The sequence below is a fragment of the Ottowia sp. genome, from assembly GCF_016703145.1.
Lineage (GTDB): Bacteria > Pseudomonadota > Gammaproteobacteria > Burkholderiales > Burkholderiaceae_C > Ottowia.
The window spans coordinates 119,519-143,340 of sequence record NZ_JADJCO010000005.1 but is presented as its reverse complement, the minus strand read 5'-3'; the positions used below and the strand labels follow the sequence as shown (position 1 = coordinate 143,340).

Below are 23,822 nucleotides of genomic sequence, written 5' to 3'. Positions count from 1 at the left end.
CGGCTTCCCGCCGCGCATTCCCAGCGCACCGAGCCCGGTGGTTGTTCAATCTGACCCAGCGGCCCCAAGCTGCTAAATACCTTCCGCCGACAGCCTTGGAAACGATCGCAATGGTGCCGTCGTGAACCTGTCCGCGCGGACGAGGAAACCAACATGTCCGAATCTTTTGCCGCCCTGTTCGAGGAATCACTGCAGCGCACTGAAATGCGCCCGGGTGAAGTCATTCCCGCCGAAGTCGTGCGCGTGGAGCACAACTTCGTCGTCGTGAATGCCGGCCTCAAGTCCGAGGCCTACATCCCCATCGACGAATTCAAGAACGACCAGGGCGAGGTCGAGGTCGAGCCCGGCGCGTTCGTGCCGGTGGCCATCGGCTCCATCGAAAACGGCTACGGCGACACCATCCTGAGCCGCGACACCGCCAAGCGCCTGGCCTCCTGGCTGGCGCTGGAAAAGGCCCTGGAATCGGGCGAATTCGTCACCGGCACCACCGCCGGCAAGGTCAAGGGCGGCCTGACCGTGCTGGTCAACGGCATCCGCGCCTTCTTGCCCGGCTCGCTGGTCGACACGCGTCCCACCAAGGATCTGACCCCCTACGAGAACAAGACGCTCGAATTCAAGGTCATCAAGCTCGACCGCAAGCGCAACAACGTGGTGCTGAGCCGCCGCGCGGTGGTCGAGGCCAGCATGGGCGAAGAGCGCGCCAAGCTGATGGAGACGCTGAAGGAAGGCGCCATCGTCAACGGCGTGGTCAAGAACATCACCGAGTACGGCGCCTTCGTGGACCTGGGCGGCATCGATGGCCTGCTGCACATCACCGACATGGCCTGGCGCCGCGTGCGCCACCCGAGCGAAGTGGTGCAGACCGGCCAGGAGATCACGGCCAAGATCCTCAAGTTCGACACCGAGAAGAACCGCGTCAGCCTGGGCCTCAAGCAGATGGGCGACGACCCCTGGCTGGGCGTGTCGCGCCGCTACCCGCAGGGCACGCGCATGTTCGGCAAGGTCACCAACATCGCCGACTACGGCGCCTTCGTCGAGCTGGAGCCCGGCATCGAGGGCCTGGTGCACGTGTCCGAGATGGACTGGACCAACAAGAACGTGGCCCCGTCCAAGATCGTCTCCATGGGCGACGAGGTCGAGGTCATGATCCTCGAGATCGACGAGGACAAGCGCCGCATCAGCCTGGGCATGAAGCAGTGCCGCGCCAACCCGTGGCAGGAATTCGCGCAGAACACCAAGCGCGGCGACCGCGTCAAGGGCCCCATCAAGTCGATCACCGACTTCGGTGTGTTCGTCGGCCTGGCCGCCGGCATCGACGGCTTGGTGCACCTGTCCGACCTGTCCTGGAACGAGCCCGGCGAGGCCGCCGTGCGCAACTACAAGAAGGGCCAGGAAGTCGAGGCCCTGGTGCTGGCCGTGGACGTGGACCGCGAGCGCATCAGCCTGGGCATCAAGCAGCTCGACCAGGACCCGTTCACCACCTTCGTGACGATGAACGACAAGGGCCAGATCGTGACCGGCAAGGTCAAGACCGTGGATGCCCGCGGCGCCGAGATCGACCTGGGCAACGACCTGGTGGGCTACCTGCGCGCCTCCGAGATCAGCCGCGACCGCGTGGAAGACGCGAGCCAGGTGTTGAAGGTGGGCGACGAAGTGACCACCGTGGTCGTCAACGTGGACCGCAAGTCGCGCAACATCCAGCTGTCCGTCAAGGCCAAGGATGCCGCGGACCAGCAGGAAGCCATGGCCAGCCTGAACCAGAGCACCGGCAACGCCGGCACCACCAGCCTGGGCGCCCTGCTGCGCGCCAAGCTGGACCACAGCGACAAGTAAGGAGAGGTTGGGCGTCTTGCGTCAAGCGTCGAGCGTGAAAATCACGCAAAACGCGGAACGCAGGATGCTCAACGCTGCCGATGACCCGTTCCGACCTGGTCGAATTGCTGGCCGAGCGCTTCGGCCAGCTCACGCAGCGCGACGCCGACGCGGCCGTCAAGACCATCCTGGATGCGATGAGCGACGCGCTGGTGCGCGGGCACCGCATCGAGATCCGGGGTTTTGGCAGCTTCTCCGTCAACCGCCGCCCGCCGCGCATGGGCCGCAACCCGCGCACTGGCGAGAGCGTGCACATTCCCGAGCGGCGCGTGCCGCACTTCAAACCAGGCAAGGCCCTGCGCGAAGCCGTGGGGGCGCAGCCGGTCGATGCCGGCGGCAGCGCCGGACCTTGAACCCTCGCTAGAATCGTCCTCGACCCCGACGAGGATTCATGACCAAGCTCACCCGGCTGCTGAAGTGGATACTGAAAGCAGCCATTTTTTTTGCCCTGTTCGCCTTCGCGCTGAACAACCAGCAAGACGCCACCGTGCACCTCCTGTTTGGACATCAGTGGCGCGCGCCCATGATGCTGATCGTGCTGGCGGCCTTCACGCTCGGCCTGGTGGTGGGCGTGCTTGGCATGCTGCCGGGCTGGTGGACCCGCCGTTCGGCCCGCCGCCAGGGCGCCGACTCCGATTCCGGCCACCTGCCGCTGGATGACACGTTGATTCCGCCCGCGCCGCATGGAGTTTGACCTCGGCTGGATCCTGCTCGGCCTGCCGATCGCCTTCGCGCTCGGCTGGGTGGCCTCGCGGCTGGACCTGCGCCAGTTGCGCATCGAGAACCGCCAGGCGCCCAAGGCCTACTTCAAGGGACTGAACTACCTTCTCAACGAGCAGCAAGACCAGGCCATCGACGCCTTCATCGAGGCGGTGCAGAAGGATCCGGACACGTCCGAGCTGCATTTCGCCCTCGGCAACCTGTTCCGTCGCCGCGGCGAGTACGAGCGTGCCGTGCGCGTGCACGAGCACCTGCTGTCGCGCGCCGACCTGAGCAACAGCGACCGCGAGCGCGCCCAGCACGCGCTGTCGCTGGACTTCCTCAAGGCCGGCCTGCTCGACCGCGCCGAGGATGCCCTGCGCAAACTCGAAGGCACGCGCTACCAGGAGCAGGCCTGGCTGACCCTGCTGGCCTTGCACGAGCGCTCGCGCGACTGGCCCCAGGCCGCCGACACGGCGCGGCGGCTGCAGCAAGCCGGCCAAGGCGACTTCACCGGCCGGCTGGCCCACTACCTGTGCGAGCAGGCCGACCATGCCCTGAACAAGAAGAAGGACCCCGTCGCCGCGCGCCAACTCCTCGAGCAAGCCATCGCCGACAACCCCGGCGCCGCCCGGCCGCGCATCCAGCTCGCCGGGCTGATGACCGCGCAAGGCGACATGGCCGGCGCGTTCGAGCAGCTCGCCCGGCTGGAGCCGCACGCCCCGCAAGCCCTGCCCCTGGTGGCCAGCGAACTGGTGCGCATCGGCCAGGACAGCGGCCAGACGGCCCGGGCCACCGACCTGCTGCGGCGCAGCTACGCCGCGACGCCTTCCATCGACGTGGCCGACGCCCTGGTGCAGGCCGAGGTCGTGACCGGCACGCCGATGCAGCAGGCGCGCGAAGGCTACGTGCGCCACATGGCGCAGGAGCCGTCCCTGATCGCCGCCGCGCGCTGGCTCGGCCACGAGCCCTTCGCGCAGGAAGGCGCCCATCCCGTGGTGCAGCGCTCGGTGGACCACGCGGCCCGTCCGCTGGCGCGCTACCGCTGCGCCGCCTGCGGCTTCGAGGCGCAGGGCTACTTCTGGCAATGCCCGGGCTGCCAGGCCTGGGAGAGTTTTCCCCCGCGCCGCATCGAGGAGCTGTGACGGCGCCCGCGCCGCCGGCAAGCCGTTACACTTCGACGCAAGCCTCGCCGGCGGGCTTGCGCCGGCACATCCAAGACCATGAAAGGGAACTGTTCCATGCTCAAGAAACTTCTGACCATCCTGGCCATGCTGTTCTATGCGGCCGCGTCGTTCGCCGCGGTGGAGGTCAACAGCGCCAGCGCCGCCGATCTCGATGGCATCAAGGGCATCGGCCCGAGCCTGTCGGGCAAGATCATCAAGGAGCGCAAGAAGGGCGACTTCAAGGATTGGGGTGACCTGATCAGCCGGGTCAAGGGCATGGGCAACAAGAGTTCCGCGCGGTTCTCGGCCGCGGGCCTGACCGTCAACGGCGCGGCCTACACCGGCGCCCCGGCCACGACGGAGAAAGCGCCCGCCAAGCCCAAGAAGGAGAAAGCGGCGGCCAAGCCGGCCGACAAGGCTTCGGCCGCCGCCAAGTCATAGGCACCCGCGCGGGCCGGGCGGCCTGCCCGCCAAGACAAACGGCACGCCATCGGCGTGCCGTTTGTCTTGGCCCCATCAGTGCGTGGGCATCGCGCCTTCAAGGCATCGCTTCACCGCGTCAGTTGCTCTCTATTTAATAGCTTCTGACGCAATACCCATGCGGGCCAGGACCTATTTTCATTCAAAATCAGTTGACCAAGGCGCTCACACCGACACGCTGCCGGCCATGACCGCGCCGCGCCCCGGGCCCAGCCGCTCGGGCGATGTGTATTCGCGCCGGTAGGTCTCGAACGGCACGCTGTCGTGGGCCTCGATGCGCTTCTGCTCGGCCACCGACTCGGCGGCCAGGGCGTCGAAGCGCGCCTTCAGGTCGGCCGGGTACGGCAGCGCCAGCAGCTCGCGGCGGGTGGCCAGCGAGCGCTCGCGCACGAAGTCGATGAAGCTGCCGCCGTGGTCGTGCTGCACGGCGCGCAGCACGCGCGCCGAAGGCAGGCGCTCGGGGGCGTCGAGCGCGGCCTGGGCGGCGGCCAGGGCTTGCGCGTGTTCACTGCCGCCGTCCACCGCGTCCATGGCGGCGGCGATGGGGCCGAGCTGAGCCACGATCTCGCTCGCCCAGTCGGCCAGCGGCACCTGCCGGCCGTCCCGCTCCAGCCGCAGGCCGTGCTCGCGGCCGCGCGCGGCGGTAAGGTGCTGGTTCTGCTTGAGCGCGGCGATCTCCCGCGGCGTGTCGGGCGGGCTGTCGGCCAGCAGGCAGTGCAGCAGGAACAGGTCGAGAAAGCGCGCCGTTCCGGCGCGGATGCCGAGCGGCTCGAAAGGGTCCAGGTCCATCAGCCGCACCTCGACGTACTCGACGCCACGCTCGCGCAGCGCGTGCAGCGGGCGCTCGCCGGGACGGATCACGCGCTTGGGACGGATGGTGCCGTAGAACTCGTTCTCGATCTGCAGCAGCGTGGTGGCGAGCTGGTTGTAGTCGCCGCCGGGGTTCTGGAGGCCGATGGCTTCGTAGGCGGGGTACGGCTGCGTCAACGCCTCCTCCAGCGAATCGGCGTAGCTCTCCAGGTTGTTGTAGCTGACGGCCAGCGAGGCCTGCGCGTCGCTCTGGTAGCCCAGGCGCCCCATGCGCAGCGACGTGGCCCAGGGCAGGTGCATGGTGTGCTCGCCCAGGGGCTGCAACTCGTGCCGGCGTCCCTCGACGAAGTTGGAGCAGACCGCCGGCGAGGCGCCGAACAGCAGCAGCAGCAAAAAGGCGTGGCGGCGGAAGTTGCGGATCAGGCCGAAGTACGCCTCGCTGCCCACGCCGGGCAGCGACCAGTTGTAGTGGATGCCCGAGATGGTCTGCATGCGCCGGCCGTAGCGATGCCCCAGGCCCATGCGGTAAACGCTCTTGGCGCGCGCCACGTTGGAGGTGCCGTAGAAGCCCAGCGGGATCATCTCGTCCGGCGGCAGCCCGCACGGCATGCTGGACGCCCACATCATCTCGTCGCCGGCCGCGGCCAGTTCGTGGCAAACCACCTGATGGATGCGGCCCAGCTCGGCCAGGCAGGCGCCGACGTCACCGTGCACGCCGGTGACCAGCTCCAGCTGCGATTCGCTGAAGTCGGTGGTGATGTGCGGGTGCGTCAGGGGCGAGCCCAGCGCGGCCGGGTGCGGCGTGAGCGCGAGCCATCCGTCGGGCTGGGCGCGCAGGCTTTCCTTCTCGATGCCGCGGCCGATGCCCCGCAGCCGCTGCGGCGTCAGGGCGGCGAGCCGGTCCGTCAGCGTCTTCATGTCATGTCCTCTGGAGCAGGGGGGACGCGGACGGTATCACAGGCGGAAATCTCTGGTTTGCGCGGGCTCAAAGGTCCGCGGGGGGCGGTCAGCGCCGGGCCGCCAGCGCCTGCCGCACCTCGTTGTCGCCCTGCGCCGCGCCGCTGCCCGGCACGGTCTCGCCGGTACGGTCGGTGACCTGGGACAGCGCCGCCAGCAGGCGCTCGGGCGTGTCGGGCGTCAGGCCCAGGTGCAGGCCGCGCGTAAGGGTGACGTGCGCGGCCTCGTAGGTGCCCGCGCCGGCGCACAGGATGGTGCGGCTGGGCGCCTGCTCGCTGGCCAGCACCAGCATGGCCGGCACCACGGCCTCGGGCTTCAGCGCGGCCAGCACCTCCTCGGGCATCAGGCCCTCGGTCATGCGCGTGGCGGCGGTGGGCGCCAGGGCGTTGGCGTGGATGCCGTGCTTGGCGCCCTCGATGGCCAGCGTCTGCATCAGCCCCACCTGCGCCAGCTTGGCGGCGCCGTAGTTGGCTTGGCCGAAGTTGCCGTACAGGCCGGTGGACGAGGTGGTCATAACGATGCGGCCGTACTTCTGCGCCACCATGTGCGGCCACACGGCCTTGCAGCAGTGGGCCGCGCCCATCAGGTGGACCTGGACGACGAGGTCGAAGTCCGCCATGTCCATCTTGCCGAAGGACTTGTCGCGCAGGATGCCGGCGTTGTTGACCAGCACGTCCACGCGGCCCCAGGCGTCCACTGCCTGCCGCACCATGGCTTGCACGGCGGCGAAGTCGGTCACCGAGGCGCCGTTGGCGATCGCCTCGCCGCCGAGGACCCGGATCTCGTCGGCCACTTTCTGCGCCGCAGTGGCCGAGCCGCCGCTGCCATCCACCGCGCCGCCCAGGTCGTTGACCAGCACCTTGGCGCCGCGCTCGGCCAGCCCCAGGGCGTGCAGCCGGCCCAGGCCGCCGCCGGCGCCGGTGACGATGGCCACGCGGCCGGAAAAATCGATCTTGTCCATGCTTTGCTTCTCTCCTTGTAGTCGGTTCGCGGCCCGCACTTTAATGCAGCCGCTCGCCGGGCCCTGTTGCCGGGCGGACAGGCCACCGCCCCGGCCTGCCCCACAATGGCGGCGATGGAACTCAACCACGACCTCGTCATCGACACCCCGCCGCGCGACGCCGCCAGCGTGGTCATGCTGCGCGATGGCGGCGACGGGCTCGAAGTGCTGCTGATGCGCCGCCACGCCGATTCGGCCGTGCTGGGCGGCGCCTACGTGTTTCCCGGCGGCAAGGTGGATGCGGCCGACGGCGGGGCCGACGTGCTGGCGCGGCTGGACCGCGCCCCGGCCGAGTTGCAGCCGCTGCTGAACGAGCCAGACCTCGCCCTGGAACTGGCCGCCGCCTTCTACGTCGCCGCCGTGCGCGAAGCGTTCGAGGAATCGGGCGTGCTCTACGCGCGCCGCGCGGGCGCCGTGCCACCCCTGGCCTGGAGCGCCGCGGACCGCCGCCAGGCGTTCGGCGAGCTTTTGGCGCGGCACGAGCTGCGGCTGGACACCCAGGATCTCGCGCCCTGGTCGCGCTGGATCACGCCGCGCCGCCCGTCGCTGATGAACCGGCGCTTCGACACGCGCTTCTTCCTGGCCGCCGCGCCGCACGCGCAGGAAGCGCGGCACGACGATGTCGAGGTGACCGAGGCGCGCTGGCTCACCCCGCGGGCCGCGTTGAGGCAGTACCGCCAGCACGAGATCGACCTGGCGCCCCCGCAGATCATCAGCCTGATGCATCTGCTGGCCTACGCCGACGTGGCGCAGGCCATGGCCGACGCGCGCCGCCGCCGGCCGCCGCTGATCCAGCCCGAGTCGATCGAGAACGAGGGCACGCGCACCCTGTGCTACCCCGGCGACCCCGGCCATCCGGTGCGCGAGCGCGCCCTGCCCGACCCGGTGCCCACGCGCGTGGTCTGGCGCAACCAGCGCTTCGAGCCGCCGCAGGGCTTCGACGCCCTGCTGGAAGGCGGGTGAATATACTATCAATTCAATAGCTTCCATCGCTTTTTCCACGCGGGGTAGACCCCGAAAACATCATTAGCTTTTTTGTGCGGCCGCGCGAGGGGCCAGATAGCTGATAGCCTCGCAAAACAAAAGGAGACGACACACATGACCACCAACCCTGCTTCCACCCCGCCGCCCGGCGCGAACGCCGGCCTTCCCCTGCAAGGCGTGCGCGTGCTCGACCTCTCGCGCGTGTTCGCCGGCCCCATGTGCGCCATGGTGCTGGCCGATTTCGGCGCCGAAGTCATCAAGGTGGAGCACCCCGGCCGCGGCGACGACACACGCGACTGGGGCCTGCGCATCGGCAAGACCGAGACCACCTACTACAGCAGCATGAACCGCAACAAGCGGTCCATCACCATCGACCTGCAGAAGCCCGACGGCCTGAAGCTGATCCGCGAGCTGGTGCCGCAGTGCGACGTGGTGGTGCACAACTTCAAGACCGGCGGCGCCGAGAAGCTGGGCGTGGGCTACGAGCAACTGCGCGCGCTCAAGCCCGACCTCATCTACTGCGCCGTCGCCGGCTACAACAGCTCGGGCCCCGAGGCCAAGCGCCCCGGCTACGACCTGGTGATCCAGGCCGAGGCCGGGCTGATGGCCTTGAACGGCGAGGCGAACACGCCGCCGCTGAAGTTCGGCGTGGCGGTGGTGGACCTGATGACCGGCATGTACGCCGCCCAGGCCGTGCTGGCGGCCCTGTTCCAGCCGCGAGCGCACCGGCAAGGGCCGCCTGATCGAGATGGCGCTGTACGACTGCGGCCTGATGATCACCGGCTACTACGGCCTGGACGCCCTGGTGATGGGCGAGGACCCGCCCCGCTTCGGCAATGCCCACCCGTCCATCGTGCCCTACGGCATGTTCGACGCCGCCGACGGCCCGCTCATCATCGCGGTGGGCAACAACAGCCAGTTCGAGAAGTTCTGCCGCGAGGTGATCGAACGCCCTGACATCGTGGAAGACCCGCGCTACGCCACCAACGTCGAGCGAGCCCGCAACCGGCTGGAGGTGGTCCCCATGCTCAAGGCCGCCATCGCCAGCTTGCCGCGCGCGCTGCTGCTCCAGCGCATGACCGCCTGCGGCATCCCCTGCGGCGAGGTGGCGGGCCTGCACGAGGCCCTCACCAGCGAGCGCACCCGCCAGGGCGGGCTGGTGGAGCAGTGGCCGCACCCGGTGGCCGGCAGCACCAACGTGTTCGCGCCGCCCTACCGCCTGGACGGCCAGCGCCTGCCGATCCGCCACGCCCCGCCCACGCTGGGCGAAGGCACGCGCGAGGTGCTGCAGCAGTTGCTCAAGCTGTCCGACGACGAGCTGCAGGCGCTCAAGGCCAATGGCGCGCTCTCCCTGCCGGAACCAGCGCCCATGGCCAGCGCCTTCTGACCACAGCGGGCCACGCAGGCCTGCGCGGATCTCAATGCGCCGCCGGCTTGCCGCGCAGGCGCCTGATCAGCGTCACCACGCCGACGACGACGCCCCCGGCCACGATGCCGGTGGCGGCGTTCGCCAACATCTCCACCGCCGTCCCCGCCAAGCCGCCGCCCGCGGCCGCCGACCCGTCCTGCACCAGGTGATGGAGGGCCGGGACGCCGTGCACGAGGATGCCGCCTCCGACCAGGAACATCGCCGCCGTGCCGGCGATCGACAGCCCCTTCATGAGCCACGGAGCGGCGCGCAGGATGCCGCGGCCGATGGCCGGCGCCAGGCCGCCTGCGCGCCGGCTCAGGTACAGGCCCAGGTCGTCCAGCTTGACGATGCCGCCCACCAGGCCGTACACGCCCACCGTCATGACCAGCGAGATGCCCGACAGCACCGCCAACTGCGTCCAGATGTCCTGACCCGCCACCGCGCCCAGCGTGATGGCGATGATCTCCGCCGACAGGATGAAGTCGGTACGCACCGCGCCCTTGATCTTGTCCTTTTCCAGTGCCGCCAGGTCCAGGTGGGGGTCGGCCAGGGCGGCCTGCAGCTCGCGCTCGTGGGCCGCGTCCTCGTCCTTCGAGTGCAGCAGCTTGTGCGCGACCTTCTCGAAGCCCTCGAAACACAGGAAGGCGCCGCCCACCATCAGCAGCGGCGTCACGGCCCAGGGCGCGAAGGCGCTGATGGCCAGCGCCGCCGGCACCAGGATGGCCTTGTTCAGCAGCGACCCCTTGGCCACCGCCCACACCACCGGCAGCTCGCGGTTGGCTTGAACGCCGGTCACCTGCTGGGCGTTGAGGGCGAGATCGTCGCCCAGCACGCCGGCGGTCTTCTGCGCCGAGACCTTGGTGAGCGTGGCCACGTCGTCGGCCATGGCCGCGCCCTTGCGCGCGGCGACCTTGGTCATGACGGCGATGTCGTCGAGCACGGTGGCGATGTCGTCGAGCAGGGCAAGCAGGCTGGAAGCCATGTGGGTGTTCCTGGGGTCAGTCGATGAGAAGGAGTGCGTCGGCGGGCACGGCGCGCGTCTCGCGCGCCAGCCGCTCCAGCCACGGCGTGATGGCGGCCGGGTCGTGCACGGCGCGCAGTGCGTCGAAGGCCTGCTGCGCCTCGGGGTAGGCCACGCGCAGGTAGTTCAGCCACTGCTTCAGGCGGCCGGCACGGTGGCGCCGCTCGACGCGGCCGCAGACGTCGGCCCAGAAATCGGCCAGCAGCGGCACGACGCCGCGCCATGGCAGGGCGGCGACGGCCGCGGCCGCGCCGCCCGGCGCGCCGGGTCGGGCCGCCGCGATGGCCCGCGCCAGCCCGGGGCTGCGCACCATGCCACGGCCCAGCATCAGCGCGTCGCAGCCGGTCACGGCGCGGCAGCGGCGCGCGTCCTCCACGCTCCAGATGTCGCCGTTGGCGATCACCGGCAGGCGCACGGCGGCGCGCACCCCGGCGATGGATTCCCAGTACGCGGGCGGGCGGTAGCCGTGGGCCTTGGTGCGCGCGTGCACGGCCAACTCGCCGGCGCCGGCGCTCTCGATGGCGCGGGCGCAATCCAGCGTGCGCGCGTCGTCCTCGTAGCCCAGGCGCATCTTGGCCGACACCGCGACGTGCGCCGGCACGGCACGCCGGACGGCGGCGACGATGCGGTGGATCAGCTCCGGCTCGTCCAGCAGCACGGCGCCGCCGCGATGGCGGTTCACCGTCTTGGCCGGGCAGCCGAAGTTGAGGTCGATCCCAGCCGGCCGCAGTTCGGCCAGCTGAGCGGCGTTCTCGGCCAGACAAGCCGGGTCGGACCCCAGCAACTGCGGGCGAACGGGCACGCCGCTGGCGGTGCGGCTGCCGTGGCGCAGCTCGGGCACCACGCGCAGGAAGCTGCGCGCGGGCAGCAACTGGTCGGTGACGCGGATGAACTCCGACACGCAGCGGTCCACGCCGCCCACCCGCGTCAGGATGGCACGCAGGCCGTGGTCGAGCAGCCCTTCCATGGGCGCGAGGATGAGGGTCACGTGAAAATCAGCCGGGGTGCCGCGCGGGCACCGATTGTCGCCGCTCCCCGGTGGTGAGCCGGGGCTGGAGTACCATTCCCCGGTCCACCCCGACAAGAACGACAACGCCCCCGAGAAACCCGGCCGCCGCCGGGCTCGGCTTGCCAAGAGAGGCTGGTCCATGTTCCACAGTATCCCCGTCCTCGCGCGCGCCATCGCCGGCGCCCTGCTTCTCGCCGCCTCGGCCGCCCTGGCCCAGGCGCCGGCCCCGGTGCCCACCGGAGCGTCTTCGGCCGCAGAACCGGCCCCCACGCCTGGCGACGCCCGGGAAGGCACCTTCAAGACCGTGCAAGGCGAAGTCACGCTGGTGCGCGGCGCCACCCGCAGCGCGGCCGTGGTCGGCGATGCGCTGCGGGAAGGCGACCGCGTGCTGACCGGCCCCCGGAGCGCCGCCGCCGTCACGTTGACGGACGGCACCATCCTCTCCATCGGCCCCGACAGCGCGGTGGACCTGGCGCAATTCCGCTTCGAGCCCACCACCCAGGACGGCAACGTGCTGGTGACGCTGCTGCGCGGCAGCCTGCGCATGGTCACGGGCCTGATCGCCAAGCTCAAGCCCGAGCAGGTCAAGGTCACCACGCCGACCACCGTGATCGGCGTGCGCGGCACCGACTTCATCGTGGAGCAAGCCCCATGACGCGCTGGGCACTCGTCGGCGTGCTGGCGCTGCTGGCCGCCGGCTGCGCGCCAGCCACGCGCGTGGTGCTGCTGCCGCAGCCGGGCGGCAAGGCCGGCGCGGTCGAGGTCGGCACCGAATCGGGCCGCGCCGTCCTGTCCCGGCCTTACGAGGACGCCAGCGTGCTCGCGCGCGGCCGCATCGAGACCGGGCAGACGGACGCTTCCAGCGTGCTGGAGCGCCATGGCCAGTTGTTGGCGGCCCAGCCGGCGCCGGAGCGGCGGTTCACGCTGCTCTTCGAGGTTGGTGGCGTGCAGCTCACATCCGAGTCCCTGGCCGATCTGCAAGACGTCCTGGCGCAGGCCGCGGCGCGGCCCGGCGGCGAGATCGTCGTCACCGGCCACACCGACCGCGTCGGCACCGTGGGCGCCAATGACGGCTTGTCGCTGCAGCGCGCCCGCGCCATCCGCGAGATGCTGATCCAGCGCGGCTTCGACCCCCGCCGCGTGCAAGCCGTCGGCCGGGGCGAGCGCGAACCGGTGGTGCCCACCGACGACGAGGTGGCCGAGCCCCGCAACCGGCGCACCGAGATCGTCGTCCGGTAGGGATGGGCTCCCCCCTAAGGCGCTGCGCGCCTTCCCCCCAGGGGGACGACGCCAGTGGGCGGGCCCAGCCCTTCCACGGCGTCCGCTGGCTTGGCCTGCTTCGCGACCCTTGGATCCGGTTCGTTTCATGCATCGCCGGGGGTGTACGGCGCCGTGAATCCCACGCGCCCGAACGCCGATGGCATCCGCTCCACCAGATCGCCCGCGGGCTGCTGCCCCTGGCCTGCGCGCTGGCCGCCGAGGCCGCCCCGCCAGCGTTCGAGGACAGCATCGCCCAGCGCACCCTGGCCTGCACCGCCTGCCACGGCGATCAAGGCCGCGCGGGGCCCGACGGCTACTACCCGCGCCTGGCCGGCAAGCCCGCGGGCTACCTCTACAACCAGTTGCTCAACTTCCGCGACGGCCGGCGCCACTACGGGCTGATGACGCGCATGGTCGATGTGATGAGCGACGCCTACCTGTGGGAGATCGCCCGGCACTTCGCGTCGATGCAGGCGCCCTACCCGCCGCCCGCGCCGCTGGCCAGCCCGCCCTCGGCGCAGGTGCTGCAGCGCGGGCGCGAGCTGGCCCTGCACGGCGACGCCACCCTGCGCCTGCCGGCCTGCGTGCAATGCCACGGCCCCGCGCTGACCGGCGCGCAGCCCCAGGTGCCGGGGCTGTTGGGCCTGCCGCTGGACTACCTGATGGCCCAACTCGGCGGCTGGAAGACCGGCCAGCGGCGCGCCCACGAGCCCGACTGCATGGCCCGCGTGGTGCAGCGCCTGCCGGACAGCGACGCCTACGCCGTGGTCGCCTGGCTCGCCACCCGGCCGGTGCCCGCCGACGCCCACCCCGCGCCGCGCCGGCCCGACCCAGCGCCCGGCGCGCCGGATCTCTCCTGCGGCACCGCGCCAGCGCCCGGAGAACAGCCGTGACGAAACATTGGCGCCGCGCCCTGGCAGCGCTGGCCGCCCTGGCGCTGCCGCTGGCCGCGTGGCTGTGGCACGTCAACTACAACGACGGCGTGGACATCGGCGGCGCCGCGGCGGCCGTGCCCGCCGACCCCGCCCTGCTGCCGCGCGGCGCCTACCTGGCGCGCACCGGCAACTGCCTGGCCTGCCACACCGCGCGCGGCGGCCCGCTGGCGGCGGGCGGGCGGCCCGTCGCCACGCCCTTCGGCACCGTCTACGCCAGCAACCTCACGCCCGACCTCGACACCGGCCTCGGCCGCTGGAGCGCCGCCGCCTTCTGGCGCGCGCTGCACCACGGCCGCTCGGCCGACGGGCGGCTGCTGGTGCCGGTGTTCCCCTACACCCACACCACGCTGCTGACGCGCGCGGATTCCGACGCGCTGTACGCCTACTTCCAGAGCCTGCCGCCGACCCGCGGCCGGCCGCCCGCGCACGCGCTGCGCTGGCCCTACGGCAGCCAGGCCGCGCTGGCGGTGTGGCGCGCGCTGTACTTCCGTCCCGGCAGCTACCAGCCCGAGCCCGCGCGCGGCGACGCCTGGAACCGGGGCGCCTACCTGGTGCGCGCCGTGGCGCACTGCACGGCCTGCCACGCCACGCGCGACGCCCTGGGCGGCGCCGACTGGCAGAGCCTGGGCGGTGCCCGCCTGCCGGCCCAGGGCTGGTACGCCCCGTCGCTGCTCGACGCGCGCGAGGCCGGCGTGGCCGACTGGCCGGAAGAGGACATCGCGCGCCTGCTCAAGACCGGCGTGGCCGAGCGCGGCAGCGCCAGCGGCCCCATGGCCGAGGTGGTGATGCACGGCACGCAGCATCTGTCCGACGATGACTTGGCCGCCATGGCCACCTACCTGAAGTCGCTGCCGCAGCAGCCCGTGCCCGCCGCCAGCGACACCCCCGGGGCGCCGCGCCACCGGAGTACCGGGGCGGGCGAGAAGCTGTACGAACAGCACTGCGCCAGTTGCCACGGCACGCAGGGCGAAGGCGTGGCCGGCGCCTATCCGCCGTTGGCCGGCAACCGCGCCATCACCCTGCGGCCCATCGACAACCTGCTGCAGGCCGTGCTGTTCGGCGGCTTCAACGCCGCCACGGCCGGCCACCCGCGCCCCTACGGCATGCCGCCCTTCACGCTGACGCTGGGCGACGCCGACATCGCCGCGCTGCTGAGCTACATCCGCACCCGCTGGGGCAACCAGGCGCCGGAGGTCTCGCCGCTCGATGTGCACACCCTGCGCGCAGCAATGTAGGCGCCCGCCGACCGGACGCCAGCAAAAGAAAGCGCGCCATGGGCTTGAGTTGTGCAAGGTGATGTGATTTGCTATTTTTTGCATAGCTTACTGCGCAATGCCCGTGCCGGCTGAAGCCCCATTTCATCCAGAATTGGTGGTCCACGAGGATGCCCACCTGCTGGCCCTCGACAAGCCCGCCGGCCTGCTGGCCGTGCCCGGCCGCGGCGAGGACAAGGCCGACTGCCTGAGCGCGCGCGCCCAGCGGCGCTGGCCCGACGCGCTGGTCGTGCACCGGCTCGACCAGGCCACCAGCGGGCTGATGCTGCTGGCGCGCGGGCCGCAGGCCCAGCGCGCCCTGGGCGCCGCCTTCGCCGGGCGCCGCGTGCACAAGCGCTACGAGGCCCTGGTGCACGGCCGGCCGGCGCCGCCCGCCAGCGCCGACGGCTGGGGCGAGATCGACCTGCCCCTCATCCTCGACTGGCCGAACCGGCCGCTCAGCAAGGTGGACCACGCCCTGGGCAAGCCCAGCCTCACCCGCTGGCGGCCGCTGGGCTGGGACGCCGTCACGGGCACCACGCGCCTGGCGCTGGAGCCCGTCACCGGCCGATCGCACCAGCTGCGCGTGCACCTGCAGGCCATCGGCCACCCCATCGTCGGCGACCTGCTCTACGGGCTGCGGGACGCCGCGCCGCAGCTGATGCTACACGCCTGCGCGCTGCGGCTGGCGCACCCGGTGACGGGGCAGACGCTGGCGCTGGAAAGCCCGGCGCCGTTCTGATGTTTTCAAGACTTTTCGGCCTGCAGCCAGCTCGGATATTGCGCCAGCAGCTATTAAAACAGGAGTCTCCTTCGTCGCTCACCCGCGCGCGCCATCGTCCTACGCGCCCTCCCGCGCAACACGACGTAAAGTAATCGCGCGGCCAGCAGGAACGGCCCTCCGCCAACGACATCCGCCAAGGAGATTCCATGAACACCCCGACCCGACGCACTCCCCTGTCCTCCACCCGCCTGCTGGCCGCCGCGCTGGCCCTGGGCGGTCTGGCCCTGGCCGGCTGCACCACCACGCCGCCCAACGCGCCGCCGCCCGCCTCGTCCAGCGCGAACAGCAGCCAGGCCCGCCTGGACGCGGCGGTCGACGGCACGCTGGCGCGCCTGTACCAGGTGGTGCCCGGCACGCGCGAGATGGTGGCGCGCTCGGCCGGCGTGCTGGTGTTTCCCGAAGTGATCGGCGGCGCGCTGATCGTCGGCGCCGAGCACGGCCGCGGCGCGCTGCGCGTGGGCGGGCGCACGGCCGACTACTACAGCACCACCAGCGCGTCGATCGGCTGGCAGGCCGGCGGGCAGTCGCGTGCGGTGATCTACGTCTTCAACACGCGCGAGGCGCTGCGGCGCTTCCAGGCCAGCCGGGGCTGGACGGCGGGCGCCGACGCCACCGTGGCCGTCGGCAAGGTCGGCGCCACCGGCTCGGTCGATTCGCAGACGCTGCAGCAGCCCGTGGCCGGCTTCGTGATGAACAACGTCGGCCTGGAAGCCGGCGTGGCGCTGACCGGCTCCAAGATCAGCCGCATCACGCCCTGATCCCGTGCCGCGGACAGCCGCCAATCCACTGAGGTAGATTGGCGGCATGACCCCTCCCGCACCTCCCCGCCATCTCTACATCCTCACCGGCGCCTCGCGCGGCATGGGCCTGGCCCTGGCCGGGCAGCTGCTGGCGCCCGGCCATGTGCTGCTGACGCTCTCGCGCGGCACCAGCGACGCGCTGGCGCGGCAGGCGCAGGCCGCCGGCGCCGCGCTGACGCAATGGCCCGCCGACCTGTCGGACGGCGCCGCCGCCAGCGGCCGCCTCGCCGAGTGGCTGGCCGCCTTCGGCCCTGGCGACTTCGCCAGCTCCACACTGATCAACAACGCCGGCACGATCCCCGCCATCGTGCCGCTGCGCGACGCCCAGGCGCCCGACCTGGCCGCAGCCTTGCGCGTGGGACTGGAGGCGCCGATGCAGTTGACGGCCGCCTTCCTGGGCGCCACGCGCGGCTGGCGCGGCGCGCGCCGGGTGCTCAACATCTCTTCCGGGCTGGGCCGCCGGCCGATGGCCTCGCAGTCGGCCTACTGCGCCGCCAAGGCGGGCATGGACCTGTTCACCCGCTGCGTGGCGCTGGACGAGGCCGGCCAGCCCAACGGCGCGCGCGTCTGCGCGCTGGCGCCGGGCGTGATCGACACCGGCATGCAGGCGCAACTGCGCGGCGCCGACGCGGCGGCCTTCCCCGACCGGGGCAATTTCGAGCAGCTCCAGCAGGGCGGCGCGCTCACCACCCCCGAGGAGGCCGCGCGCCGCGTGCTCGCCTACCTGGCGCGCGCCGACTTCGGGCAGCACCCGGTGGCCGATGTGCGGGAAAACGTCGAACGCTGAGCGCGACCGGCCCACGCCGAACGCTAACGCTCAATACACCTGGGGAATCGTCATCGTGTCGGGCGTGGGCTGGCGCATGTAGTCGTCGCGGCGCACGCGCGGCGGCAGCACGACTTCGGGACGCAAGACCTCTTGGTAGGGCATGCAGGCCAGCAGGTGGGCGATGCAGTTGAGCCGCGCAGTCTTCTTGTCGTCGGCGGGCACCACCCACCACGGCGCCTCGGCGATGTGGGTGCGCTCCAACATCTCCTCCTTGGCCTTGGTGTAGTCCTCCCAGCGGCGGCGGCTCTCCAGGTCCATGGGGCTGAGCTTCCACTGCTTCAGCGGGTCGTGGATGCGGCCCAGGAAGCGCAGGTTCTGCTCCTCGTCGGAGATCGAGAACCAGTACTTGATCAGCTGGATGCCCGAGCGCGCCAGCATCTTCTCGAACTCGGGCACGCTGCGGAAGAACTCCTCCAGCTCATCGTCGGAGCAAAAGCCCATCACCCGCTCGACGCCGGCGCGGTTGTACCAGCTGCGGTCGAACAGCACCACCTCGCCGGCCGCCGGCAGGTGCGCCACGTAGCGCTGAAAGTACCACTGCGTCTTCTCGCGGTTGCTGGGCGCGGGCAGCGCCGCCACGCGGCACACGCGCGGGTTCAGCCGCTGGGTGATGCGCTTGATGACCCCGCCCTTGCCGGCCGCGTCGCGCCCCTCGAAGATGATGACCACCTTGTGCCCGGTGTGCACCACCCAGTCCTGCAGCTTGACCAGCTCGCCCTGCAGATGGAACAGCTCGCGGAAGTAGCGGCGGCGCGCGGCGCGCTCGCCGTCGCCGGCGTATTCGCCGGCGGACGGGTCGTCCAGCGCCATCTCCAACTCTTCGTCGTAGCTGTCGAGCAGGTCGCCGCGCAGGCGGCGCATCAGTTCTTCTTCGCTCATGGTTCGTCCCGTCTTGCCGCTAGGCTAACGCCGCCCCGTGACGGCTTGATGACAGTCAAGCGCGCGCCAGCGGATGCCCTCCGATGGGGGCATACTGCGGTGTTTTTCCACATCCATCCAAGGAGATTCGAAGCATGGCCCGTGAAGTCGTCGTCGTCAGCGGTGTGCGCACCGCCATCGGAACCTTTGGCGGCAGCCTCAAGGACATCCCCACCGTGGACCTGAGCGCCGCCGTGGTCAAGGAAGCCGTCGCCCGCGCCGGCATCGAGGGCAAGGACGTGGGCCACGTGGTCTTCGGCCACGTCGTCAACACCGAGCCGCGCGACATGTACCTGTCGCGCATGGCGGCCGTCAACGGCGGCTGCCCCAAGGAAACGCCGGCCATGAACGTCAACCGCCTGTGCGGCTCGGGCCTGCAGGCCATCGTCAGCGCCAGCCAGGGCATCCTGCTGGGCGACTGCGACGTGGCCATCGGCGGCGGCGCCGAGAACATGAGCCGCGCGCCCTACGCCAGCCTGGCCACGCGCTTCGGCGCGCGCATGGGCGACACCAAGCTGATCGACATGATGGTGGGCGCGCTGCACGACCCCTTCCACACCATCCACATGGGCGTGACGGCCGAGAACGTGGCCAAGGAATTCGGCATCAGCCGCGAAGACCAGGACGCGCTGGCCCTGGAGAGCCACCTGCGCGCCGAACGCGCGTGGGCCGAGAACCGCTTCGCCGGCCAGATCCTGCCCATCATGCTCAAGACCCGCAAGGGCGAGGTCGCCTTCGACAAGGACGAGCACTTCCGCACCGGCGCCACGCTGGCGGACTTCCAGAAGATGAAGCCGGTGTTCGTGAAGGAGAACGGCACCGTCACCGCCGCCAACGCCAGCGGCATCAACGACGCCGCCGCCGCCGTGGTGCTGATGGAAGCCGGCGCGGCCCAGGCCCGCGGCGCCAAACCGATGGCGCGCCTGGTCGGCTACGCGCACGCCGGGGTGGACCCGAAGCTCATGGGCATCGGCCCGGTGCCCGCCACCCAGGCGGTGCTGGCCAGGACCGGCCTGAAGCTGGACCAGATCGACGTGATCGAGGCCAACGAGGCCTTCGCCGCGCAGGCCTGCGCCGTCACCAAGGGGCTGGGGGCCGACCCGGCCCGGGTCAACCCCAACGGCTCGGGCATCTCGCTGGGCCACCCCATCGGCGCCACCGGCGCGGTGATCACCGTCAAGGCGCTGTACGAACTGCAGCGCACCAACGGCCGCTACGCGCTGGTGACCATGTGCATCGGCGGCGGCCAGGGCATCGCGGCGATCTTCGAGCGGATGTGAGGCATTGATGCGGCTTGCCTCGGCCATGCAGGCAAGCCCATCGGCTGATTTTTAGGTGGCCTAAACGGCGGTCCAGGCCAACTTGAGAGGGATCATCGCGCATGATCCCGTCTTATGCGACTGATGACATACGCTATGTTGTCGTCTAAGTCTAGTTAGTCCCTTCATATTCCGCTTTATGCAGGCCGCTATTAATTCCAGCGTTTCGCCTTTCTCAAAGGTTTCTCCTTGGGGGTTTTGGCGCTGCGCCGGGCTTCGCCTGCATTCATTGCGCCAGTTTCAAGCCTTTTTGGTCTCTAGCGCTTGTGTAGCAAGCGCTACCAGCTATCATTCTTGCAGCACAGCGCCGCTTCCGTGGCGCTGTGCTTTCTCGTGGGCTGCGCCCATCTTCAAGTCTGGGCGCTCCCTTCCGGCCTTCGGGTCTAACCGTTCGTCGCAGCCGACCGCCTACGGCGGCGGCTGAACTCAGGGCGTTAGACCTCATCCACAGGACTTCGCATGCCGACAATCCCGCCCAAAGTCTTCATCTCCTACTCGCACGACAATCAGGTTCATAAAGATTGGGTACTTGCTCTTGCAACCAGATTAGTCGCGAACGGTGTTGACGTGTTGCTGGACCAATGGGATCTGACACTTGGCAGCGATCTTCCACGCTTCATGGAGACTGGACTTACAGCAGCGCAACGAGTTCTGGCCGTTTGCAGTGATCCTTACGTCGAGAAAGCCAACGTCGGCGTTGGCGGTGTGGGATATGAAAAAATGATTCTTACCGCACAACTCATGAAAAATATATCTGGCGATCGGATAGTACCCATCATTCGCAACAACCTATCCCTGTCTCCGACGCCAACGTTTCTTGGGACGCGCGTGTACGTAGATTTTCGTGACGACCTTGCCTATGAGTCGCGGTACGCAGAGCTACTTCGCGATATCCATGGACAACAAATCAGACCACGCCCACCGCTTGGCGCTAATCCGTTCACAGTCGTTCCTGTAGCGACTGCACCGCTTATTTCGTTTGGGCCGGAGCGTTACGTTTCGCCCGCCCTCTCAGGCTCCGTGACATTTTATTACTCAAATAACAACGGTCGCTATGTTGTAGGGGCGGGTGACATGGCCTTTGAAACAGCGTGGTCCGGTGGTAGTAATCGAGCGATTCACGCCTACAATGATCCGCCAAGTATCCGTTCTGTCGCCTTGGCTGTTGGTGTTACGGAGATCACTGAGATTGCAGATGCGTCAAGCTACGACACTTCATCTCGTGTCCGCTCCCCAAAGCTTGGTGAAATAGTGATCTGGCAGAACACCGCTGGCTACTACTTAGCTACAAAGATCGACAGCCTTCTAAGCCGGGGCCACGGGTCATCCGCTGATGAGATAACGTTCACTTACGCAATTGCCCCAAGCAAGATGGCCAAATTCTCGGCATGAGGTCTAACAATTCATATATGGACTCCCCACCAAAGGCAAGAAACTGATTGATGTTCTGGCTGTTGGGGAAACGCCTGCAGTCGTATATCCGGCATCTGTTGTGGACTCTGTGGTGGTCCGTGCCAGCATGGAATCTGCGGGACCGGCGCGCCAATCAATACAAGCGGCAGGCAAGCTGCCGGAAGAGTTATCGGGGTGAAATGGGGTGAAATGGGGTCAGATGAAAACTATCCTCAGCACCCTGACATGTGACGGTCGGCATTTCCCATATTTTTCAAGCCTTTTTGGCCTTTTGTCGGTGTCAACATTACGCTTTCAGCTATTAATTTCATAGTCATCGCCACCCCATGATGCTCTCGTCCCCGCCCTCCTCCCGCCCGCTGCGCGGCACGCGCATCGTCAGTCTCGCCCTCAATCTGCCCGGCCCGGCCGCGCTGATGCGGCTGCGCGCCCTGGGTGCGCGCTGCCTCAAGGTCGAGCCGCCCGGTCCGGCGCCCGACATCAGCGGCGACCCGATGGGCCGGTACAAACCCGGCGCCTATGCCGAGCTGCACGCCGGCGTCCGCACGGTGGCGCTGGACCTCAAGACCGAGCGCGGCCAGGCGCGGCTGGCGCGCGAGCTGGCTCAGACCGACGTGCTGCTGACGTCGTTCCGCCCCTCCGCGCTGGCCAAGCTGGGCCTGGGCTGGCCGGCATTGCACCGCGCGCACCCTCGGCTGTCGCTGGTCGAGATCGTCGGGGCGCCCGGCGCGCGCGCCGAGGAACCGGGCCACGACCTCACCTACCTGGCCGAGGCCGGCCTCATCACCGGCACCGAGCTGCCGCCCACCCTGCCGGCCGACATGACGGGCGCGCTGATGGCCGTCGAGGCCGTGTTCGCGGCGCTGCTGCTGGCGCGCGGCGGCCGGGGCGTGCGCCGGCAGGTGGCCCTGTCCAGCGCCGCCGAGTGGCTGGCCCTGCCCCGCGCGTGGGGCCTGACCCTGCCCGGCGGCGCCGTCGGCGGCGCGCACGCGGGCTACCGCGTCTACCCCTGCAAGGACGGGCGCGTGGCCGTGGCCGCGCTGGAGCCGCACTTCACCGCCGCGCTGTTCCAGGCCGCCGCCCTGCCACCGCCCGACGCGCGCGCGCCCTTCGCGCCCGCCGCGCACGAGGCCATCGCCGCCTGGGCGCTGGGCAAGTCGCGCCGGCAGCTCGACGCGCTGGGGCGGGCGCGCGACATTCCGCTGTACACGCTGCGCTGAGCACGACCGCGTGGCTATGATGGCCGCGACCTTTTCCACCCGAGGAACCACCGCCATGAACCACACGCTGCACCCGCACCAGAAGTCGGAACTGGCCGAGCTGGCCGTCCTCGCCATGCGCGAGCGTGGGCTGCAGCCGGAGTTCTCCAGCGCCGTGCGCCGGCAGCTCGACGGCATCGACGGCCCCAGTGAGGAAGATGGCGCCGGCATCCTGGACCTCACGGGCCTGCTGTGGTGCTCGATCGACAACGACGACTCGCGCGACCTGGACCAGCTCAGCGTCAGCGAGACGCTGGCCGACGGTTCGGTGCGCATCCTGGTGGCCATCGCCGACGTGGACACGCTGGTGGGCAAGGACACGCCCATCGACCGCCACGCGCAGATCAACACCACCTCGGTCTACACATCGGCGCGCATCTTCCCGATGCTGCCCGAGAAGCTGTCCACCGACCTCACCTCGCTCAACCCCGACGTGGAGCGCGTGGCCACCGTCACCGACATGGTGTTCGCCCCCAGCGGCGAGCTGGCGCGCAGCACCATCGTGCGCGCCCGCGTGCACAACAAGGCCCAACTGGCCTACGACGCGGTGGCCGCCTGGCTCGAAGGCCAGGGCCCGTTGCCCGCGGCCGCCGACGCCGTGCCCGGCATGGACGCGCAACTGCGCACGCAGGACAGCGTGGCGCAGCAATTGCGCGCCAACCGGCGCGAGAAGGGCTCGCTCGACCTGCAGACCTTCCAGCCGCGCGCGGTATTCGAGGGCGACCAGGTGGTGGACATCCGCCAGCAGGACCAGAACCGCGCGCGCCAGATCATCGAGGAGTTCATGGTGGCCACCAACGGCGTGGCGGCGCGCTTCCTGGCCGGCAAGAGGCGCGCCAGCATCCGCCGCGTGGTGCGCTCGCCCGAGCGCTGGGCGCGCATCGCCGAGGTGGCGACCGAATACGGCGAGACGCTGCCGGCCGAGCCCAACTCGCTGGCGCTGGAGCAGTTCCTGGCGCGCCAGCGCCGGCGCGACCCGCTGCGCTTTCCCGATCTGTCGCTGGTCATCGTCAAGCTGATGGGCCGGGGCGAATACGTGCTGCAGACGCCGGGCGGTCCCGACATCGGGCACTTCGGGCTGGCGGTGCGCGACTACTCGCACTCCACCGCGCCCAACCGCCGCTACCCCGACCTCATCACCAGCCGCCTGCTGAAGGCCGCGCTGGCCGGCGCGAAGGCGCCCTATGCCCCGGCCGAGCTGGAGATCCTGGCCAACCACTGCACCAAGCAGGAGGACGCCGCCAACCGCGTGGAGCGGCAGATGCGCAAGTCCGAGGCGGCGATGCTGCTGGAGTCGCGCATCGGCGAGGAGTTCGACGGCGTGGTGACCGGCGCGTCCAAGGGCAACACCTGGGTGCGCGTGTTCAACCCGCCGGCCGAGGGCAAGCTGCTGCCCAGCCGCCCGCTGAAGGTGGGCGACAAGGTGCGCGCCAGGCTGCTGGCCACCAACGTGGAGCGCGGCTTCATCGACTTCGAGATGCTGTGAATGGGCCCACCCCCAGGCTCCACGCGCTTCGCGTTGTTCCTCCTCACCCCTCGAAGGGGGCACCGCCACTGGCCGGGCCAAGCCCGGCCATGGCGGTCGCTGGCATGGTCTGCTCCGCGGCCTTTCGGCTCCATGGGCCCATGCGCCGCGGATGAGG

Annotated in this window: 23 protein-coding genes and 1 pseudogene; 19 read left to right on the top strand and 5 right to left on the bottom strand. The window is 70.0% G+C overall.

Features of this window, described 5'->3' with window-relative positions:
* Positions 1 to 69: 69 nt before the first annotated feature.
* The 5 genes from rpsA (at position 70) to IPG65_RS13710 (ending at position 4,178) form a co-directional block, all read left to right on the top strand.
* Positions 70 to 1,833 (top strand): 30S ribosomal protein S1, encoded by a 1,764-nt coding sequence (gene rpsA, locus IPG65_RS13730; protein ID WP_293192972.1) that lies wholly within the window; start codon positions 70 to 72, stop codon positions 1,831 to 1,833.
* Between the two features lie 80 nt (positions 1,834 to 1,913).
* Positions 1,914 to 2,225: an integration host factor subunit beta gene (locus IPG65_RS13725; RefSeq protein WP_293190803.1), complete on the top strand. Its 312-nt coding sequence runs from the start codon at positions 1,914 to 1,916 to the stop codon at positions 2,223 to 2,225.
* Between the two features lie 38 nt (positions 2,226 to 2,263).
* Positions 2,264 to 2,566, top strand: a complete 303-nt coding sequence (locus IPG65_RS13720; RefSeq protein ID WP_293190801.1) for a LapA family protein — start codon at positions 2,264 to 2,266, stop codon at positions 2,564 to 2,566.
* A complete protein-coding gene (gene lapB / locus IPG65_RS13715; RefSeq protein ID WP_293190799.1) occupies positions 2,556 to 3,716 on the top strand; it encodes a lipopolysaccharide assembly protein LapB in 1,161 nt (386 codons plus the stop codon). Before IPG65_RS13720 ends, lapB begins: the two co-directional genes overlap by 11 nt.
* 96 nt (positions 3,717 to 3,812) lie before the next feature.
* Positions 3,813 to 4,178, top strand: coding sequence for a helix-hairpin-helix domain-containing protein (locus IPG65_RS13710; RefSeq protein ID WP_293190797.1), 366 nt, complete (start codon positions 3,813 to 3,815; stop codon positions 4,176 to 4,178).
* Positions 4,179 to 4,382: 204 nt separating this feature from the next.
* Here the strand turns inward: IPG65_RS13710 and gshA are convergent, their stop codons facing one another.
* Both gshA and IPG65_RS13700 read right to left on the bottom strand, forming a co-directional pair.
* Entirely contained in the window at positions 4,383 to 5,945 is a 1,563-nt protein-coding gene (gene gshA / locus IPG65_RS13705; protein WP_293190794.1) for a glutamate--cysteine ligase, read from the bottom strand.
* 88 nt (positions 5,946 to 6,033) lie between these two features.
* Positions 6,034 to 6,945 carry an SDR family NAD(P)-dependent oxidoreductase gene (locus tag IPG65_RS13700; protein ID WP_293190791.1) on the bottom strand — a complete coding sequence of 304 codons (912 nt, stop codon included), beginning with the start codon at positions 6,943 to 6,945 and terminating at the stop codon, positions 6,034 to 6,036.
* Between the two features lie 114 nt (positions 6,946 to 7,059).
* On the opposite strand from IPG65_RS13700, the gene IPG65_RS13695 reads away from it, so the two are divergent.
* Together IPG65_RS13695 and IPG65_RS13690 are read left to right on the top strand one after the other, a co-directional pair.
* Complete coding sequence (locus IPG65_RS13695) at positions 7,060 to 7,947, top strand: NUDIX hydrolase (protein WP_293190788.1); 888 nt, start codon at positions 7,060 to 7,062, stop codon at positions 7,945 to 7,947.
* A 135-nt stretch (positions 7,948 to 8,082) separates the two neighbouring features.
* Positions 8,083 to 9,355: pseudogene (locus tag IPG65_RS13690) on the top strand (CoA transferase).
* Positions 9,356 to 9,386: 31 nt separating this feature from the next.
* Here IPG65_RS13690 and IPG65_RS13685 read toward each other — a convergent pair.
* Positions 9,387 to 10,361 (bottom strand): DUF808 domain-containing protein, encoded by a 975-nt coding sequence (locus IPG65_RS13685; protein ID WP_293190785.1) that lies wholly within the window; start codon positions 10,359 to 10,361, stop codon positions 9,387 to 9,389.
* A 16-nt stretch (positions 10,362 to 10,377) separates the two neighbouring features.
* Positions 10,378 to 11,388, bottom strand: coding sequence for a tRNA-dihydrouridine synthase (locus tag IPG65_RS13680; protein WP_293190782.1), 1,011 nt, complete (start codon positions 11,386 to 11,388; stop codon positions 10,378 to 10,380).
* Between the two features lie 160 nt (positions 11,389 to 11,548).
* Here IPG65_RS13680 and IPG65_RS13675 point away from each other — a divergent pair, with 160 nt between their 5' ends.
* From IPG65_RS13675 to IPG65_RS13645, 7 genes are all read left to right on the top strand, one after another.
* The gene (locus IPG65_RS13675) at positions 11,549 to 12,064 is read left to right on the top strand and encodes a FecR family protein (protein ID WP_293190780.1); all 516 of its coding nucleotides are present in this window, start codon (positions 11,549 to 11,551) and stop codon (positions 12,062 to 12,064) included.
* Positions 12,061 to 12,648, top strand: coding sequence for an OmpA family protein (locus tag IPG65_RS13670; protein ID WP_293190778.1), 588 nt, complete (start codon positions 12,061 to 12,063; stop codon positions 12,646 to 12,648). Before IPG65_RS13675 ends, IPG65_RS13670 begins: the two co-directional genes overlap by 4 nt.
* A 2-nt stretch (positions 12,649 to 12,650) precedes the next feature.
* Positions 12,651 to 13,562: a cytochrome C gene (locus IPG65_RS13665; RefSeq protein WP_366819766.1), complete on the top strand. Its 912-nt coding sequence runs from the start codon at positions 12,651 to 12,653 to the stop codon at positions 13,560 to 13,562.
* The gene (locus IPG65_RS13660; RefSeq protein WP_293190776.1) at positions 13,559 to 14,839 is read left to right on the top strand and encodes a cytochrome c; all 1,281 of its coding nucleotides are present in this window, start codon (positions 13,559 to 13,561) and stop codon (positions 14,837 to 14,839) included. Before IPG65_RS13665 ends, IPG65_RS13660 begins: the two co-directional genes overlap by 4 nt.
* 97 nt (positions 14,840 to 14,936) lie before the next feature.
* A complete protein-coding gene (locus IPG65_RS13655) occupies positions 14,937 to 15,599 on the top strand; it encodes an RluA family pseudouridine synthase (RefSeq protein WP_293190774.1) in 663 nt (220 codons plus the stop codon).
* A gap of 188 nt (positions 15,600 to 15,787) precedes the next feature.
* Complete coding sequence (locus IPG65_RS13650; protein WP_293190773.1) at positions 15,788 to 16,399, top strand: YSC84-related protein; 612 nt, start codon at positions 15,788 to 15,790, stop codon at positions 16,397 to 16,399.
* Between the two features lie 46 nt (positions 16,400 to 16,445).
* Complete coding sequence (locus IPG65_RS13645; RefSeq protein ID WP_293190772.1) at positions 16,446 to 17,228, top strand: SDR family NAD(P)-dependent oxidoreductase; 783 nt, start codon at positions 16,446 to 16,448, stop codon at positions 17,226 to 17,228.
* Positions 17,229 to 17,258: 30 nt separating this feature from the next.
* Here the strand turns inward: IPG65_RS13645 and ppk2 are convergent, their stop codons facing one another.
* The gene (gene ppk2 / locus IPG65_RS13640; protein ID WP_293190770.1) at positions 17,259 to 18,149 is read right to left on the bottom strand and encodes a polyphosphate kinase 2; all 891 of its coding nucleotides are present in this window, start codon (positions 18,147 to 18,149) and stop codon (positions 17,259 to 17,261) included.
* Between the two features lie 134 nt (positions 18,150 to 18,283).
* On the opposite strand from ppk2, the gene bktB reads away from it, so the two are divergent.
* The 5 genes from bktB (at position 18,284) to IPG65_RS13615 (ending at position 23,665) form a co-directional block, all read left to right on the top strand.
* On the top strand, positions 18,284 to 19,468 hold the full coding sequence (bktB, locus tag IPG65_RS13635) for a beta-ketothiolase BktB (protein WP_293190768.1): 1,185 nt from the start codon (positions 18,284 to 18,286) through the stop codon (positions 19,466 to 19,468).
* A gap of 178 nt (positions 19,469 to 19,646) precedes the next feature.
* On the top strand, positions 19,647 to 19,931 hold the full coding sequence (locus tag IPG65_RS13630) for a DUF1010 domain-containing protein (protein ID WP_293190766.1): 285 nt from the start codon (positions 19,647 to 19,649) through the stop codon (positions 19,929 to 19,931).
* A gap of 35 nt (positions 19,932 to 19,966) precedes the next feature.
* Positions 19,967 to 20,899, top strand: coding sequence for a toll/interleukin-1 receptor domain-containing protein (locus IPG65_RS13625; RefSeq protein ID WP_293190764.1), 933 nt, complete (start codon positions 19,967 to 19,969; stop codon positions 20,897 to 20,899).
* Positions 20,900 to 21,246: 347 nt separating this feature from the next.
* Positions 21,247 to 22,140 (top strand): CoA transferase, encoded by an 894-nt coding sequence (locus IPG65_RS13620; protein ID WP_293190762.1) that lies wholly within the window; start codon positions 21,247 to 21,249, stop codon positions 22,138 to 22,140.
* A 55-nt stretch (positions 22,141 to 22,195) separates the two neighbouring features.
* Positions 22,196 to 23,665 (top strand): RNB domain-containing ribonuclease, encoded by a 1,470-nt coding sequence (locus IPG65_RS13615; protein WP_293190760.1) that lies wholly within the window; start codon positions 22,196 to 22,198, stop codon positions 23,663 to 23,665.
* The last annotated feature ends 157 nt before the right edge of the window (positions 23,666 to 23,822 follow it).

Coding starts and splice junctions, on each gene's coding strand:
- IPG65_RS13725 (WP_293190803.1), top strand. CDS start 1,914: ATGACCCGTTCCGACCTGGTCGAATTGCTGGCCGAGCGCTTCGGCCAG.
- IPG65_RS13720 (WP_293190801.1), top strand. CDS start 2,264: ATGACCAAGCTCACCCGGCTGCTGAAGTGGATACTGAAAGCAGCCATT.
- lapB (WP_293190799.1), top strand. CDS start 2,556: ATGGAGTTTGACCTCGGCTGGATCCTGCTCGGCCTGCCGATCGCCTTC.
- IPG65_RS13710 (WP_293190797.1), top strand. CDS start 3,813: ATGCTCAAGAAACTTCTGACCATCCTGGCCATGCTGTTCTATGCGGCC.
- gshA (WP_293190794.1), bottom strand. CDS start 5,945: ATGAAGACGCTGACGGACCGGCTCGCCGCCCTGACGCCGCAGCGGCTG.
- IPG65_RS13700 (WP_293190791.1), bottom strand. CDS start 6,945: ATGGACAAGATCGATTTTTCCGGCCGCGTGGCCATCGTCACCGGCGCC.
- IPG65_RS13695 (WP_293190788.1), top strand. CDS start 7,060: ATGGAACTCAACCACGACCTCGTCATCGACACCCCGCCGCGCGACGCC.
- IPG65_RS13685 (WP_293190785.1), bottom strand. CDS start 10,361: ATGGCTTCCAGCCTGCTTGCCCTGCTCGACGACATCGCCACCGTGCTC.
- IPG65_RS13675 (WP_293190780.1), top strand. CDS start 11,549: ATGTTCCACAGTATCCCCGTCCTCGCGCGCGCCATCGCCGGCGCCCTG.
- IPG65_RS13670 (WP_293190778.1), top strand. CDS start 12,061: ATGACGCGCTGGGCACTCGTCGGCGTGCTGGCGCTGCTGGCCGCCGGC.
- IPG65_RS13665 (WP_366819766.1), top strand. CDS start 12,651: ATGGGCTCCCCCCTAAGGCGCTGCGCGCCTTCCCCCCAGGGGGACGAC.
- IPG65_RS13655 (WP_293190774.1), top strand. CDS start 14,937: ATGCCCGTGCCGGCTGAAGCCCCATTTCATCCAGAATTGGTGGTCCAC.
- IPG65_RS13650 (WP_293190773.1), top strand. CDS start 15,788: ATGAACACCCCGACCCGACGCACTCCCCTGTCCTCCACCCGCCTGCTG.
- IPG65_RS13645 (WP_293190772.1), top strand. CDS start 16,446: ATGACCCCTCCCGCACCTCCCCGCCATCTCTACATCCTCACCGGCGCC.
- ppk2 (WP_293190770.1), bottom strand. CDS start 18,149: ATGAGCGAAGAAGAACTGATGCGCCGCCTGCGCGGCGACCTGCTCGAC.
- bktB (WP_293190768.1), top strand. CDS start 18,284: ATGGCCCGTGAAGTCGTCGTCGTCAGCGGTGTGCGCACCGCCATCGGA.
- IPG65_RS13630 (WP_293190766.1), top strand. CDS start 19,647: ATGCAGGCCGCTATTAATTCCAGCGTTTCGCCTTTCTCAAAGGTTTCT.
- IPG65_RS13625 (WP_293190764.1), top strand. CDS start 19,967: ATGCCGACAATCCCGCCCAAAGTCTTCATCTCCTACTCGCACGACAAT.
- IPG65_RS13620 (WP_293190762.1), top strand. CDS start 21,247: ATGATGCTCTCGTCCCCGCCCTCCTCCCGCCCGCTGCGCGGCACGCGC.
- IPG65_RS13615 (WP_293190760.1), top strand. CDS start 22,196: ATGAACCACACGCTGCACCCGCACCAGAAGTCGGAACTGGCCGAGCTG.